Genomic DNA, 14,692 nt, shown 5'->3' with positions numbered 1-14,692 from the left:
AAAGTCAGCCAAGCAATTCGTTTTACCCAGTAGGCGAGAGCGGCAATATCCGAGAATGCTGAAGTGCTCAAAGAATAGATATCCTGTTAAAAGTAAAAATGCCGTTCACCTTAAGTGAACGGCATTAAGATATTGTCGGTTTTTATTTTCTATTCTTGCGTTTTTTCCATTCTTTTATCACTGAATATCGCCATAGTCCATGTATGGTGAAATAACCTATTATTGAGAATAATGTCGCCAGTACTCCACAACCAAGTAAAAATGCTGGTCCAATAGTTGACAAGCTATCAACTAGCCATTGCCAGTTCGCTTCAAATACAAATTCTTTTTCTGGACGACCTAATAACCAGATACCAACCATATAACAGCCATAAAAAATTGCCGGTATCGTTAACGGATTTGTGATCCAAACCAGCGCAACCGATAGTGGCAAATTTGAATGTACTATAATAGCAACACCAGCAGCTAAAACCATTTGAAAGGGGACCGGGATAAAGGCAAAAAATAAACCGACGGCAAAAGCTTTTGCGACAGAATTACGGTTTAAATGCCATAAGTTGGGGTTATGCAATGACGCACCAAAAATTTTTAAATGTTTATTATTTTTTATGGTGTTGTGATCCGGCATATAACGCTTGAAGAGTTTTTTAGGCATATACTTTACTTATATTATCTAGGCTTTATTTATCGATTAGACAGATACGGAAATTAATCACTATGGAACGGTGGCTATTTACATTTTTTATTGGTGCTATTCTGTCACTATTCTTACCGATAGTACCAGACTTTTCGCAAGTTTCTATTTGTTTTTGTTTTGCTGTCATTTTTTGTCTCATCAAAAGGTTACGGGGTTATAGTGGACTCTTTTTTGGCTGTGCTTGGTTACTCAGTGCTGGCTTTGCTTATCAAAATATCTGGCAAGTTAATAACCTTGTCGCAGATAATTTTTTCGGTAAAACCGTAACGGTAAAAGGTATAGTTACCAATATCCCAAAGTCATTAACGCGTATAATAAAAAAGGATGAAACGACCAAAAAAGTATCACGTTTTAATTTTGTTGTTGAAGAAGTCAATCAACAAAAACTCCAATCAAAGATAAATATTCGTCTCCGTTGGGATCATAAGTCTATTAAACTAGATAGCTTAAAAAAGGCTACCAAGATTAACCAAGGCCAGAAATGGCAACTTAATGTCCGAGTGAAGCCTGCCCATGGTTTTGCAAATATTGGCGGTTTTAGCTATCAAACATGGTTAAGGCAAAAGGAACTCCATGCTACCGGCTATGTAAAACATTCAGTAAAAAATAAATTAATATCAGCACAGCCTAGTTATCGCCAACGATTGTATTTACAACTCAATGAATTAATAGACTCAATAACTTTAACGAATGAGCTGCACCATTTTATTTTTGCCCTTACCTTTGGCGAGCGAGGCAAAATTACCCCTGAGCAATGGCAAGTTTTACAAGCAACAGGAACACAGCATTTAATGGCAATTTCTGGCTTACACTTAGGCCTAATTGCCAGTGGTGCTTTTGGATTGATGTTGATGTGTTTTCGCTATAGTCCCTTTTATTTACTGTTAACTGAAAAAGGCAAGTTATGGCTGGTAAAAAAGAACAGCCGTATCGTTACTTTCGCTTTTAGTAGCTTGGTTGCGCTATTTTATGCTTATCTCGCTGGCTTTTCTTTACCAACACTGCGCGCATTGATTATGATGCAAATATTTATTGGCGCTAAGTTATTGGGTGTTAAGTTAACGATAACACGCTGGTTATTACTCAGTATCGTTTGCATTATATTGATATCACCCTTTAGTCTGTTTAGCGTTAGTTTTTGGCTAAGCGTTTATGCGGTATCACTGATCTTATTGATTATTTGGCGATGTCGAAAACTACTCTCATCATCGGGTGATGGTCAAGCGGATAAAATAAAAGCCTGGCTCCACTCCTTAATAATTATACAGCTAGGCTTAACATTATTTATGTTACCCGTTGCGGCTTTGTTGAATTATCAACTACCTCTTTCGGCATTACTTGCTAATATTATTGCCGTGCCTTGGATGAGTTTTACCGCTATTCCGCTATGTTTATTGGCTGTAGTTGTTATGCCTTTTAGTGAAACGCTAGCAATATTTTTTCTTGAGTTATCGCTAATGTCATTAAAGTTGATTTGGCAGTGGCTAAGTTATTTGTCGAGCCAACAATGGCTTTTTATCGACGTTAGCCATCAGACATTAATGATTATTTTGATGATCAGCGGTTTATGCTTCATCAGTTATTTTTTAGCATTACCCAAAAAAGTACTGGCTGCTGCGCTATTACTTACTTTTTTATTCAGCTTGATGTCTGTTAATAACCAGCAAAAAAATGATGATTGGCAAGTAAATGTTCTTGATGTGGGACAAGGGTTAGCGGTTGTTATTGAACGAAATGGACAAGCGATTTTATACGATACAGGGGCGAGTTACCCTAGTGGCTTTAACTTGGCAGAAAGCGTGATTTTTCCTTATTTACAGTATCGAGGGGTGACCACTCTTGACTATTTATTGTTAAGTCATGCCGATAACGATCATGCTGGTGGCTTGGCTTTTATTGATGAAAAAATAGCGCTAAATAAAATTATCGTTAAGCAAATTAAATATAATCAACCGGTAGAAGATTTTGGCAGGTATAGTTTTGTTAACATGCAGAGTTGTAAACAAGGCGATAATTTTATTTGGCAAGGTCTGACTTTTTCTGTGTTGTGGCCAGTGGTTATTGAAGATAAAGAAAATGATAATTCGTGTGTGATCCATATTTCTGATGGTAAATATAAGGTGCTATTAACGGGCGATATTCCTCGTAAAGTTGAAAAGTTACTGGTCGCAAATGTTGAAATCGCTGACAAGTTAAAAGCTGATGTTATTGTTGCGCCACACCATGGCTCAAAAACCTCATCAAGTACGGGTTTTATTAAAGCGGTTTCACCCGAGGCGGTTATCTTTAGCGCCGGTTTTATGAATCGATGGAAGATGCCTAATAAAGCAGTACTTAAACGTTATCATCAGCTTAATGTAACGCCATATGCAACTGCTGAGCATGGAATGATCCGCATAAACATCAGCGAGCAAGCACTTGAAATTGAATCTTATCGTCTGCATATTAAGCCTTATTGGTTTGCTAATTAACGTTGTAAATATTATTAGTTGGTTGCAACTAAGAAATAACGCTAAAATGGCTTGGGTATGAATAATTAATCGCGAAGTCACAGAGAGACTGAATGTTAGCAAGTAAAAACAAAGTAGCAGTGCAAGCCACAACTTGGCAAAATTTTAAACGTTTAATGAGCTATGCTAAACCCTATAAAGCAGGGTTTGTCATCGCTATATTAGGTATGCTCGGTTATGCCGGTATCGACACTTTATTTTTCTCGCAGTTACAGCCATTAATTGATGATGGACTAACAGATGCTAATCCTAACTTTATGAAGTGGGCACCACTTTTTGTTATTGTTTGTTTTATTATCCGCGGTATCTGCCATTTTTTTGGTAATTATTGTTTAGCTTGGGTGGGTAATAATGTTGTTACCGATTTAAGGCAAAATTTATTCGAGCATATTATGGCGCTGCCGGTGACTTTTCATGATAAAACGTCGACCGGAACGTTAATCTCTAAACTCACCTTCGATACCGAACAAGTCCTTAACGCGACGAGTAAAGCGTTACTTACCTTAGTGCAACAAGGCGCTATGGTGATTGGCTTTCTCGCGGTTATGTTTTACAACAGTTGGCAGTTATCGGCAATATTCCTTCTTATAACTCCTATTATCGCTATTATTGTTACTGTGGTTTCGAAACGTTTTCGCCAAGTCAGTAAAAAAATTCAAAATGCGATGGGCGAAGTAACTTCTGCTGCTGAGCAAACCTTTAACGCTCATAAGGTTGTGTTAACCTTTGGCGGACAAAAACGTGAATTCGAACGTTTTGGTCAGATAAATAAACATAACCGCCAACAACGTATGAAAATGGTAGCCACTAAATCTTTTAGCGTACCCTTAATACAAATTATCGCTTCTTTTGCATTAGCGTTTGTACTTTACGTTGCCAATTTAGAAAGTATGAAAGCAAGCTTAACGCCAGGGATTTTCATAACGGTGATTACTTGTATGACCATGCTACTTAGACCTTTAAAGTTATTAACAACGGTTAACAGTGACTTTCAAAACGGTATGGCGGCTTGTGTCAGTATTTTTGCTGTGCTTGACCAAGAAAATGAAAAAGACACCGGTCAACAATCACTTGAGAAAGCCAAAGGAACACTTGCCTTTGAACAGGTAGATTTTTCTTATACTAATGACGAAAAATTAGCGCTTACTCAGTTAAGCTTTACTGCGAATGCTGGCGAAACAGTGGCTTTAGTTGGTCGCTCGGGGAGTGGCAAATCAACCGCCAGTGCAATTTTGCTTCGCTTCTATGATGCCACTTCGGGTAAAGTACTTATTGACGGTAAAGACATTACCTCATACAAATTGAAAGACTTACGTGCTCAGTTTGCTTATGTGTCTCAGCAAGTGGTGTTATTTAATGACTCTATCGCTAATAATATTGCCTATGGTAAACCCAACGCCAGTCGTGACGAAATTATAGCTGCGGCTAAAAGTGCCCATGTTATTGAATTTGCAGAGAATATGGCTGACGGAATTGATACAAATATTGGAGATAATGGCGCTTTACTCTCTGGTGGGCAACGTCAACGTGTTGCTATCGCTCGAGCATTGTTGTGTGATGCACCTTTTTTAATTCTTGATGAAGCGACCAGTGCATTAGATACGGAGTCAGAACGTCATATTCAAGATGCTTTGCAAGTTTTACAAAAAGATCGTACCTGTATTGTTATTGCTCATCGTTTGTCTACCATTGAAAATGCCGATAAAATTATTGTTATGGAACAAGGGAAAATTCTTGAGCAGGGCGACCATCACACGTTATTAGCAAAAGAAGGTGCTTATGCAAAATTACACAACTTTCAATTTAGCGAATAAAATGACGGTTGAGATCTTGCTATGCGCTTAATTGAAAAGGTTTGGTTTTTTCAACATCCAGCAAAATGGCTGCTCGTGCCTTTATTGTTGCCGTTAACGCTTCTTTTTTGGTTATTATCTGCGTTGCGACGAAAATGCTATCATCTGTATTTTTTTAAATCCTTTGGTATCGATATCCCTGTGGTGGTAGTGGGTAATATTGGTATTGGCGGTAACGGTAAAACACCAGTGGTTTTATACTTAATTGAGCAATGCTTAGCACAAGGCATGAAAGTTGGGGTTATTAGTCGAGGTTATGGCGGACAAGCACCGCACTATCCTTACTTACTCAATGCAACCAGTAGCGCAGCTGAAACAGGCGATGAGCCTTTATTAATTTATCAACGCCATGGCATTCCTGTGGTGGTTGGTGGCGATCGTGTGGCGAGTGCCAGGTTGTTAATGCAGCAAGGCTGCGATGTTATTATTGCTGACGATGGTTTACAACACTATCGCTTAGAACGAGATTTTGAGCTTATTGTTATTGACGGTAAACGTGTGTTTGGTAATGGGTTGTTATTACCTGCAGGGCCCTTACGTGAAGGTTTATGGCGTTTAAAAACAGTCGATGCGCTTATCTTTAATGGCGCAGTGCCAACCGATAATAAAGTCTATCCGCTAGGTATACCTCAAATAACAATGACCTTGATGGCAAAAACGGTGGTCAATGTTAAAACCAAACAGCAGCTATTATTAACTGATTTTTATCAGCAGTTTAATGATAAAGACAATGAGACTAAGCGTATCAATGCTATTGCCGGTATTGGTGATCCGAGTCGTTTTTTTAAAACCTTAGTCGATATTGGCTTTAGCCTCGAAGCATCGGTCGGCTTTAAGGATCATCAGCATTATAATGCAGCACAATTTGTCAGTTTTTCTGACGAAATTCCGCTTTTGATGACAGAAAAAGACGCGGTTAAATGTACATCTTTTGCTAAAAATAATTGGTGGTATTTACCGGTTGATGCCCATATGGAAAATAAACAAATAACGCCATTTTTAGACGCGCTATTTGACAAAGTAAAAGCAGATAAACTGAGCCGTATTAAGGCTAGATTCACGCTAAGCTAAATAATAAATAAACTGATAAATAAGAGAATGAACATGGCATTTGACGTAAAATTAATGGAAATATTGGCTTGTCCTGCTTGCAAGGGCAAACTTGATTACAATAAAGAGCAACAAGAATTAATCTGTAAATTCGACCGCCTTGCTTATGCTATTGAAAAAGGCATTCCGGTCTTGTTAGAAAGTGAAGCGCGCCATATTACCGAAAATGACTAATTAAATATATTTGGAGAATTAAATGTCTTTTATTGTTGTTATACCCGCTCGGTTTGAGTCGTCTCGTTTACCGGGAAAAGTGTTAGCCGATATTAATGGTAAGCCGATGATCCAATGGGTTGTTGAAAAAGCCCAGCAAAGTGGTGCTAGCCAGGTGATTGTGGCCACTGATAATAAGCAGGTTGAAGAAGCGGTATTAGCATTTGGCGGTGAGGTTTGTAAAACTCGTGCCGACCATCAATCGGGTACTGAACGTTTAGCTGAAGTGATGAACATTTATAACTTTGATGATGATCAGGTTATTGTTAATGTTCAGGGCGATGAGCCTTTTATTCCAGCTGAAAATATCGCTCAAGTTGCCCGGAATTTAGCCGACCAGCAAAGAACAAATCAGCAACAAGCTAGAATGGCGACACTTGCTGTGCATATTCATGACGTAGAAGAAGCTTTTAATCCTAACGCCGTTAAAGTGTTAACAGATAAGCACGGTTATGCGATGTACTTTAGCCGTTCGACCATCCCTTATGACCGAGATCGCTTTCTTAATGAGGAAAGTGTCGCCGCTATTGGTGATTTTTATTTACGCCATATTGGTATCTACGCCTATCGCGCTGGGTTCATTAAAGACTATGTGCAATGGCCGGCCAGTCAATTAGAGCAAATTGAATCTTTAGAGCAACTACGGGTGTTATGGCAAGGTGAAAAAATTCATGTTGCGGTCGCTGAAACTCGTTTAGCGGTTGAAGGTGTTGATACACCAGAAGACTTAGAAAAAGCTCGGGCTTATGCTCTTACGCTTTAAGTATTTTTTATAAAATAAAAAAGGCCTTATGTTTTTACATGAGGCCTTTTTATTACGCTAACAAAATATTATTTCAATAGTTTTAGCGCTTTAACACAGCGACCAATTTGTTGATGGCTAGCTTTAACTGTCTTTAACACTTGCGGCTTCATAGCACTGTAGTCTTTAATCAGTTGTGCTAATTCTGCTTCACTGGTTGCATTACATTGTGTAGGCAACATGCTACCGGCAAAAGACTCTAATAAACCTAAATCACTTCCTTCATTTAATTTAGGGATGTGTGCAAGAATTTTAGCTTTATAAGGCGCTTCTAAAGCTTGTTGCTCACCAGGAAATAAACCCCACATAATATAACGCAGTGTAGAAAGTTTTAGCTTGTCAGGGTTATTAATAACGATGTTAAACCACTTTTCTTTAACGTCTGCCTCAGGTCGAAGAACTTCGGCATAAATAGCACTTTTAACACCTGAATCGGTAATGTCTTTTTTTGCTTCAGCGCTCAATAATGCTTGGTAATTACCATGTTGGTAACGGTTCATTTTAGCAATTAATGTCCAGCGCTTGTCTTGATCTATGGTAATGCCATCAAAACTTTTTTCACCGTTCAAAATGTTTTGTAAGCGGTTTAAATGCTTAGTTGTTTTCGTTACACCGACATAACGGCCATACCAAAGTTTTTGGAAGTCTGAACCCGCTTCAGCATTTTCTAATAAACGTAAGTATAAGTTTTCAACGTCCATATAAAGTGCCGTATAATCTTTTTGCTCTAAGCGTGTTGCAACAGTTAGGAAGCCTAAAGCCGAGGTTAAAGTGCTGGCAATTTTACGTGATACGTTATAATCGCTTTCACCTTCAAGATTAGCCATAGCAAAATTTACCAACTGATCAGCAGCTAAATTTGCATCATTGACACTGTCAGACAAGCTTTGCCATAACATTAAGCGCATAGTGGCATTATCAATCGCATTGATATGCTTTTGTGCTGAAGCCAATGACTTTTCATCAAGGTCTACTTTTACGTAACCCCAATCGGCTTCGTTTGGATACACCAAATCAGGGCATGTTTGACCAATTACTGCTTTAATCTCAGTGGTTGCACCTTTATACATGATAGGTGTTGCAGAGGTTAAGTTCATCGCATTGCCATCAGCACTAACATTGTATAAACCAATTTGCACACGTTGTTCACGTAATGTTGGGTAACCTTCTGGTGCTGTTTGGTTTATTGCAAACGCGCTAATTTTACCGTCACTACATTGGTAATTAACTTTGATGGTGTTTAAGCCTGCATTATATAACCAGTCTTGTGTCCACTGGCTCATATCTTTACCAGCAGCTTTGCCCAATTCACCAATAAAATCTTCAAGATCAGTATTTTGGTAAGAAAACTTTTTCAAGTAATTGCTTACGCCGATGCGGAAATTTTCTTCACCTAAATAATAAGGCAACTGTTTTAATACTGATGCACCTTTACCGTAAGTAATACCGTCAAAATTTGATAAAGCAACCCCCGTAGAAGCAACCGGTAGTTCTATTGCATGAGTGTTCACTGAATCATCAGTGCGGTAAGCCCATTGTTTAGTACCAGAGTAGAATACATCCCAGTTGTTTTCAAAGTCACTGGCTTCTGCAATAGCTAAGTTAGCCATATAAGTAGCAAAACTTTCATTTAACCATAAGCCGTTCCACCAGCGCATAGTAACTAAATCACCAAACCACATGTGTGCCATTTCATGAGCAATAACATTAGCAAGACTCATACGAGCACTGGTTGATTTTTCTCCACGTGCTATATAGCCTTCATTGAAGGTAACCGCAGCAACGTTTTCCATGGCACCGGCATTAAAGTCAGGTGCGACAATTTGGTCATATTTGCCAAAAGGGTATTTCACATCAAAGTAGTTATTGAAAAAAGCAAAACTTTGTTTAGTTGGAATAAACCATTCATCAGTCTTAACGTATTCGGCTAAACTTTGACGAGCAAACAAACGTAACTTCATGCCTTCAAAATCATCTTCCCATACCGCGTAATTACCGGCATGAAGAGAGAAAACATAAGAAGAAAATTTTGCTGAAGCAGGGAATGACCATACTTTGTTATCACCGCTTTCACTAATAGTTGTTTCGCGGGTTGCGCTAATTATTTGCCAATGTGCGGGAGCGGTCACTTTTATTTCGTAGCTGGCTTTTAAATCAGGTTGATCAAAATGAGGGAATAAGCGGTTCGCGTCATAAGGTTCAAAGTCGGTGTATAAGTAAACTTCACCGTTTTTAGGGTCAACAAAACGATGGAAACCAGAGCCGTCAGTAGAGTAAGGACGTTGGTAATCAATAGTAATACTTTGCTTACCAGCGGTTAATTCGCTAGCAGGAATAGTAATAAACCATTTCTCATAGCTAAACTTAACGGCTTTGCCATTAACTTTTAATGACTTTATGGTACCTTCATCAAAATCTATGGTTAAATCATTTTTATTGTTTTCTACTAAGTCAAAGAGTAACTCGGTAGAGCCAGAAAAACTTTCGCTTTTATTATCAATCGTCACACTTAACTTGTAGCTAACGTTGCTAACTTGTTTTGCACGCATCTCAGCATAAACTGCTTCAAGTGATTCACTTTGAGTGCGCAATAAACTTGTTTGTTGTACGGCTTTAGCGACTGCTGAGTTACTTGCTGTGTCTGCTTTTTCACAGCCCATCAGAGCAATACTTGAGCCAATAATAGCAATGGACAGTGCCTTAGCTATTTGAGATTTATTTAATGTCATTTACCTAGAACCTACTTTATTGTTTTTAAGATTTCCTAGTGGAAACACTTTTTATTGAAAATATCCAAGCATTTATATCACATAAGCGGGGTAAATTTACTTCAGTCATCGCGTAAATAATGGAGTTGATCGAATATTAACTTGTTTTTAACAACGCTTGCTTTTTATCAGCATGCTTTTATCTGTTTTATTAATTAAAAACATTGTAATGCCTTTATTTACTTGGCGTTTGTTCATGTCTGTTAAGTGCCTTTTTTTGTTAGTTAATTGTTAATTTTATTTGCGGTTTTAAGTGAGAAATGTGTGGCGCATAACAAGGTGAACCAACTTGATGAGTATTTACGCTAACCAGGTGATTAAAATGCCGACGTTCATCTTGTTTTCTATCTGTTCAATCGAATAAACCTTGTCAGGGGACGTTACTTCTCTTTATCATGAGCCGCAGCCATTAATAAAAAGAAATAATAATGAATATAAAAAGAACCCTAACAAGCATCGCAATAATAAGTACTATGGCCCTTTCTGGTCAAAGTTATGCTGATAAAACTGAAAATGATCCGGTAAAAAAAGCATCGCCTTCAACCTGGTTAAACTTGTCTGAAAGTGAGTTAGTTGCCGTTGAAAAGTACGCAACAGATTACAAAACCTTCATCTATAAAACACCAACAGAACTGACCTTTGTTACTGAAACTATTAAGCGCGCCGAGAAACAAGGTTTTAAGCGTTTGTCTGAAAAAAGCAACCTAAAGCCAGGTGCTCGTTTTTATGATGTCAATCGTGACCGTACTATTTCATTAATTGTTATGGGTAAAAAAGGCCTTGAGCAAGGTACTCGTATTGTTGGCGCTCACATTGATTCACCTCGCTTAGAACTTAAAGGACGACCACTTTATGAAAAAGAGAAGTTTGCCATGCTGCAAACTTATGTTCATGGCGGAATTAAAACCTATCAATGGGTTAATATTCCTTTAGCCTTGGTTGGTCGTGTTGATAAAAAAGATGGTACGGTGGTTAATATCTCTGTTGGATTTGATGATAACGATCCTATTTTTATGGTGCCTGATTTAGCGCCACATGTTGACCATCCAAACAGAGATCGGAAAAGTCGTGACGTGATCAAGAAGGAAGAACTTGATGTTATTATCGCCGCTAAACCTGATTTAGATAAATCAATAAAAGAATTGATCACGGATTTCTTAAAAACAGAGTATGACATTTCAGTTGATGATTTGGTGTCTGCTGAATTAGCTTTAGTACCGGCAACTAAACCTCGTGACGTTGGCTTTGATCGCAGTATGATCGCCGCTTATGGCCAAGATGATAAAGCGAGCTCGATTGCCGCTGTTACTGCAATATTTGAACAGAAAATTCCTGAGTATACCTCGGTTGCCTTTTTAGTCGATAACGAAGAAGTGGGCAATATTAATAATACCGGGGCAAGCTCAACTTATCTTGTTGATATGTTAAGTGGCCTGTTATACAACCAAATGGGTGACGATTATAACGATTACCAGTTACGTAAAGTTTTACGTAATACCAAAGTTATTTCAGCGGATGTCAACCCAGGTGTCAACCCTAACTGGGCTGGTGTTTGGGAATTAGGCAATGCGCCACGCTTAGGTAATGGTATTAACTTGAAACTTTATGGTGGTGGTTTTAATGCTAACTCAGAATACATGGCATGGACGCGTAATTACTTAGATAACAATAAAATCAAATGGCAAACCTCTACTTATAAAGGTAAAGCGTCTGGCGGGACTATTGGTAGTGATTTGTCGAATGACAATATGGAAGTTATTGATTTTGGTGTACCCATTTTATCAATTCATTCTCCTTATGCGGTAGGTTCAAAGGTTGACTTATATTCGTTGTATAAAGCAATGTCAGCTTTTTATCAGCAAAAATAAAGTTAACTTTTAATTTTAGATAAAAAGATCAGCATTGGCTGATCTTTTTTCTTTATATGAAGCTAAAGCATAACTTTTTGTTCCAAATACAACACTTGATGATATTAGTGCTTTAAGTTTTAGCGGTGATTACTTTATAATTACTTTAATGGATCGCTAAACTTAGAAAGAATTCTTCATATGTTATTAAAATTACTTCAGCTACAAAACTGCTCAATAAGCTCATTTTTAAACAATTATAAAAATACACTTTTAGTACTGCCAATCGTTGTTGGCATACAAGCATGTGGAGGCGGTGGAGGCAGCAGCGATAACACCACCCCAACAGTTCCAAAAAGTTACGCTTTTTCATTAACGTCTACACTGACAAATAAATGTGGCGAAAAATTACCATTTGTCGATGTTGAGCTGTTTATTCAAAATAATGATTGGAGTGTCGTCACAAAGTTACAGCCTAACGCTAATGGACTTTTTAGTTTTTCATCAGAAAATGAATTAATAAATTACACACTTGTTGCTAAAACTCAGCAAGTAGGAAAGGTGGAAGGTTTAGATTTTGTTAGCTTTCATCAGGTAAAAGCGACAACCCCCGCTACTTATCAGGCTGAACACATCAGTAAAGTTGTAGATACTAATTGTGAATGTATCACTCAAAATGTTGAAGTGTCGCATACACCTGTTGCTGATATTACCCAAGTAACCAGCTCAGCGACATTTGCCAGCACAGCAGTTATCAATTCAGAACGAACTGACTTTATTAATGTGGAAGTTTGCCGAATAATTGATGGAACTTGGCCATTACATTCTTTCTCCCTTGTCGGTACTGGAAATAATAGCAATGTACAGGGTGCTGCAGGCTTTATTGATGATTTTAACCAAACAGTCATTAATAGTGATAATCAAGTGGTATGGCAACTCTCCGCTTTCACTGCTATTGAACAAATTGGCTTAAATAAAAATCATCAGCCTTTCACTACACAGCAATTATTCTTGGGGCAGACGCATTTTGCGATGACAGTACTTGAAGAAGATAACGCAGTTGATTTATTTAATAGTCATCTCTATGTTTCAGAAACGGTTTATCAATCAAATGCAGAGGTGATTTTTTCTGAAACAGATTCTGCTTTTGGTAAAATAAAAATATCGAGTCAGCATCAAGTTATTTCTTCAGCTTTTAACACTAGTTTTGCAGTAGCCGCCACGACTAAAAAACCAGATGTTGATGATATTTATTTCTCAGAAATAAAGTCCGACTGGAGTTATGATTACAGTAATGTTGCTAATTACCCTCTGGCTATAATTACCGTTAATTACCAAGCTTATCACCCTGAAAAAAACACCCCTATGCCAGCTAAATGGACAAGTTATGGGAAGATCACCGGACAATTACCGGTGGCTTCGGCTTTATCTGGTTATGAAGGTATTATTAATGATGACACGATAGTATTAGGTACCAATACAGATTTGGTGCAAAGTGAATATACTGATAAATACGCAAATTACTTAGTATATTACCAAAATGAAAGTAATGGTTCTTTTACTGATAATGTAAAAAACTATCATATTTCGATTAAGAAATAAGGTCATTTTACTATCAAAAACGGCGCTATATAGCGCCGTTTTTTATTGAAAAGATTCATCAGGCATTAATCTAATGCTTGTTTCGCTCTAACAGGATTAGCATACATGGTTAATAACCAATGCTGTTGCTGTTCAGTTAAATCAGACATCCGACTATTCAACTGATTCATTACGCTTTGCTTAATATCATCTTGCTGGTGCAGTTGCGCATAAGCCGTTAAGTTGCTGTCATATAATTTATAGTTACTGATAATCTCTTGGTCAATAGCTTTTGCTACCGCTTTACTGTCGGTAAATTCACCTTTAATAGCATGGCAAAATTCAACATGAACACGACCTTTTTTACCCATTAACCCTTGAGTAATACTATTTAAATCTTCATTTTCTTTCTTTTTATAACTACCTGTTGCTTCTCGTTCAGCGAGTTCAATCGCTTTGTCTCGGTCACAGGGATCAAATTCATACGAAATAGAAACAGGCACAATATTAATTTCATTTAAATAGTCAGCAAGGAGCGTTTGCTTGTCTTTGTTCAGTAATAACATTGAAATTAAAGCCGAATTGGTCTTGTCTATCCCATCTTTAGCACGACCTTCACGCTGTGCTATCCAGATGTTTTGTTGGCGCTCATAAACCGTATGATGAATATAGGCAGATAATTGCTTTGACGCATTTAACATGGCACGTTTACTTTCTTCACTGCGTTTAACGATAAAGCTTTTATTAATACGCATTAAGTCAGCAACCCAAGGTTGGTGCAGTAAGTTGTCGCCTACTGCCGCCTCAACGGTATTAATACCACTGTTGTACAACGCCCAATTAATTAACGCAACATCAAGCACTATATCTCTATGATTACTGATAAAAAGCATAGGCTTACTGGTGTCAATTTTTTCTAAGCCATGAAAAGTAAAACCATCAGTACTATTTTTTACTAAGTGGTGCAAATATTTTGCGACTTCACGTTGGATGTCTTCGATGTTATGAAACTTACTTACACGTAACTTTAACGTCCACTTTACTACTGAGCGACAAATAACCGGCAGAAGTTTGTACAGTCTAGGCATTTTAAAACTAGCAATAGAAGAAAGTAGCCCTCGGTCATTAATCAGTTTTCGGATCACAGTTGCAACCTCATCATCACGATAAGGGCGAATATCATCAAACATTTAAGGTCTCTTTACTGCTTAACAGCGATTTATTAACTTAAAAACTGGCAGATATTATAACCGTTTTTTAAATGAAAATGCTTCTATTGTTTATGCTTTACTCTTTTAAATAATATAATTT

General features: G+C 37.7%; 10 protein-coding genes. 7 read left to right on the top strand and 3 right to left on the bottom strand.

Annotation, left to right across the window (positions count from 1 at the left end; all coding sequences use genetic code 11):
* Positions 1-142: 142 nt before the first annotated feature.
* Positions 143-655 (bottom strand): DUF2062 domain-containing protein, encoded by a 513-nt coding sequence (locus ESZ26_RS04325; protein ID WP_146798344.1) that lies wholly within the window; start codon positions 653-655, stop codon positions 143-145.
* A gap of 62 nt (positions 656-717) precedes the next feature.
* Here ESZ26_RS04325 and ESZ26_RS04320 point away from each other — a divergent pair, with 62 nt between their 5' ends.
* The 5 genes from ESZ26_RS04320 (at position 718) to kdsB (ending at position 7,146) form a co-directional block, all read left to right on the top strand.
* On the top strand, positions 718-3,168 hold the full coding sequence (locus ESZ26_RS04320) for a DNA internalization-related competence protein ComEC/Rec2 (RefSeq protein ID WP_146798342.1): 2,451 nt from the start codon (positions 718-720) through the stop codon (positions 3,166-3,168).
* A 92-nt stretch (positions 3,169-3,260) separates the two neighbouring features.
* Entirely contained in the window at positions 3,261-5,021 is a 1,761-nt protein-coding gene (gene msbA / locus ESZ26_RS04315) for a lipid A export permease/ATP-binding protein MsbA (protein WP_146798341.1), read from the top strand.
* A gap of 21 nt (positions 5,022-5,042) precedes the next feature.
* On the top strand, positions 5,043-6,131 hold the full coding sequence (gene lpxK, locus ESZ26_RS04310; protein ID WP_146798340.1) for a tetraacyldisaccharide 4'-kinase: 1,089 nt from the start codon (positions 5,043-5,045) through the stop codon (positions 6,129-6,131).
* Between the two features lie 33 nt (positions 6,132-6,164).
* Positions 6,165-6,344 (top strand): Trm112 family protein, encoded by a 180-nt coding sequence (locus ESZ26_RS04305; RefSeq protein WP_146798338.1) that lies wholly within the window; start codon positions 6,165-6,167, stop codon positions 6,342-6,344.
* A gap of 22 nt (positions 6,345-6,366) precedes the next feature.
* Positions 6,367-7,146 carry a 3-deoxy-manno-octulosonate cytidylyltransferase gene (gene kdsB / locus ESZ26_RS04300; RefSeq protein WP_146798336.1) on the top strand — a complete coding sequence of 260 codons (780 nt, stop codon included), beginning with the start codon at positions 6,367-6,369 and terminating at the stop codon, positions 7,144-7,146.
* 68 nt (positions 7,147-7,214) lie between these two features.
* Here the strand turns inward: kdsB and pepN are convergent, their stop codons facing one another.
* Positions 7,215-9,914 carry an aminopeptidase N gene (gene pepN / locus ESZ26_RS04295; RefSeq protein WP_146798334.1) on the bottom strand — a complete coding sequence of 900 codons (2,700 nt, stop codon included), beginning with the start codon at positions 9,912-9,914 and terminating at the stop codon, positions 7,215-7,217.
* Between the two features lie 467 nt (positions 9,915-10,381).
* Between pepN and ESZ26_RS04290 the strand changes: the two genes are divergently transcribed.
* A complete protein-coding gene (locus tag ESZ26_RS04290; protein WP_211361199.1) occupies positions 10,382-11,821 on the top strand; it encodes a zinc-binding metallopeptidase family protein in 1,440 nt (479 codons plus the stop codon).
* Positions 11,822-12,001: 180 nt separating this feature from the next.
* Positions 12,002-13,402: a hypothetical protein gene (locus tag ESZ26_RS04285; RefSeq protein ID WP_146798332.1), complete on the top strand. Its 1,401-nt coding sequence runs from the start codon at positions 12,002-12,004 to the stop codon at positions 13,400-13,402.
* A 65-nt stretch (positions 13,403-13,467) separates the two neighbouring features.
* Here the strand turns inward: ESZ26_RS04285 and ESZ26_RS04280 are convergent, their stop codons facing one another.
* On the bottom strand, positions 13,468-14,571 hold the full coding sequence (locus ESZ26_RS04280; RefSeq protein WP_146798330.1) for a 1-acyl-sn-glycerol-3-phosphate acyltransferase: 1,104 nt from the start codon (positions 14,569-14,571) through the stop codon (positions 13,468-13,470).
* Positions 14,572-14,692: the final 121 nt, after the last annotated feature.

It is taken from the genome of Colwellia hornerae, from assembly GCF_007954355.1.
Classification (GTDB): Bacteria; Pseudomonadota; Gammaproteobacteria; order Enterobacterales; family Alteromonadaceae; genus Colwellia_A; species Colwellia_A hornerae.
The sequence above is the reverse complement of the archived record's forward strand: the minus strand, read 5'-3'. Positions and strand labels throughout refer to the sequence as shown.

What these genes read in the sequence shown, in the direction of transcription:
- ESZ26_RS04325 (WP_146798344.1), bottom strand. Translation starts at nt 655, where the DNA reads ATGCCTAAAAAACTCTTCAAGCGTTATATGCCGGATCACAACACCATA.
- ESZ26_RS04320 (WP_146798342.1), top strand. Translation starts at nt 718, where the DNA reads ATGGAACGGTGGCTATTTACATTTTTTATTGGTGCTATTCTGTCACTA.
- msbA (WP_146798341.1), top strand. Translation starts at nt 3,261, where the DNA reads ATGTTAGCAAGTAAAAACAAAGTAGCAGTGCAAGCCACAACTTGGCAA.
- lpxK (WP_146798340.1), top strand. Translation starts at nt 5,043, where the DNA reads ATGCGCTTAATTGAAAAGGTTTGGTTTTTTCAACATCCAGCAAAATGG.
- ESZ26_RS04305 (WP_146798338.1), top strand. Translation starts at nt 6,165, where the DNA reads ATGGCATTTGACGTAAAATTAATGGAAATATTGGCTTGTCCTGCTTGC.
- kdsB (WP_146798336.1), top strand. Translation starts at nt 6,367, where the DNA reads ATGTCTTTTATTGTTGTTATACCCGCTCGGTTTGAGTCGTCTCGTTTA.
- pepN (WP_146798334.1), bottom strand. Translation starts at nt 9,914, where the DNA reads ATGACATTAAATAAATCTCAAATAGCTAAGGCACTGTCCATTGCTATT.
- ESZ26_RS04290 (WP_211361199.1), top strand. Translation starts at nt 10,382, where the DNA reads ATGAATATAAAAAGAACCCTAACAAGCATCGCAATAATAAGTACTATG.
- ESZ26_RS04285 (WP_146798332.1), top strand. Translation starts at nt 12,002, where the DNA reads ATGTTATTAAAATTACTTCAGCTACAAAACTGCTCAATAAGCTCATTT.
- ESZ26_RS04280 (WP_146798330.1), bottom strand. Translation starts at nt 14,571, where the DNA reads ATGTTTGATGATATTCGCCCTTATCGTGATGATGAGGTTGCAACTGTG.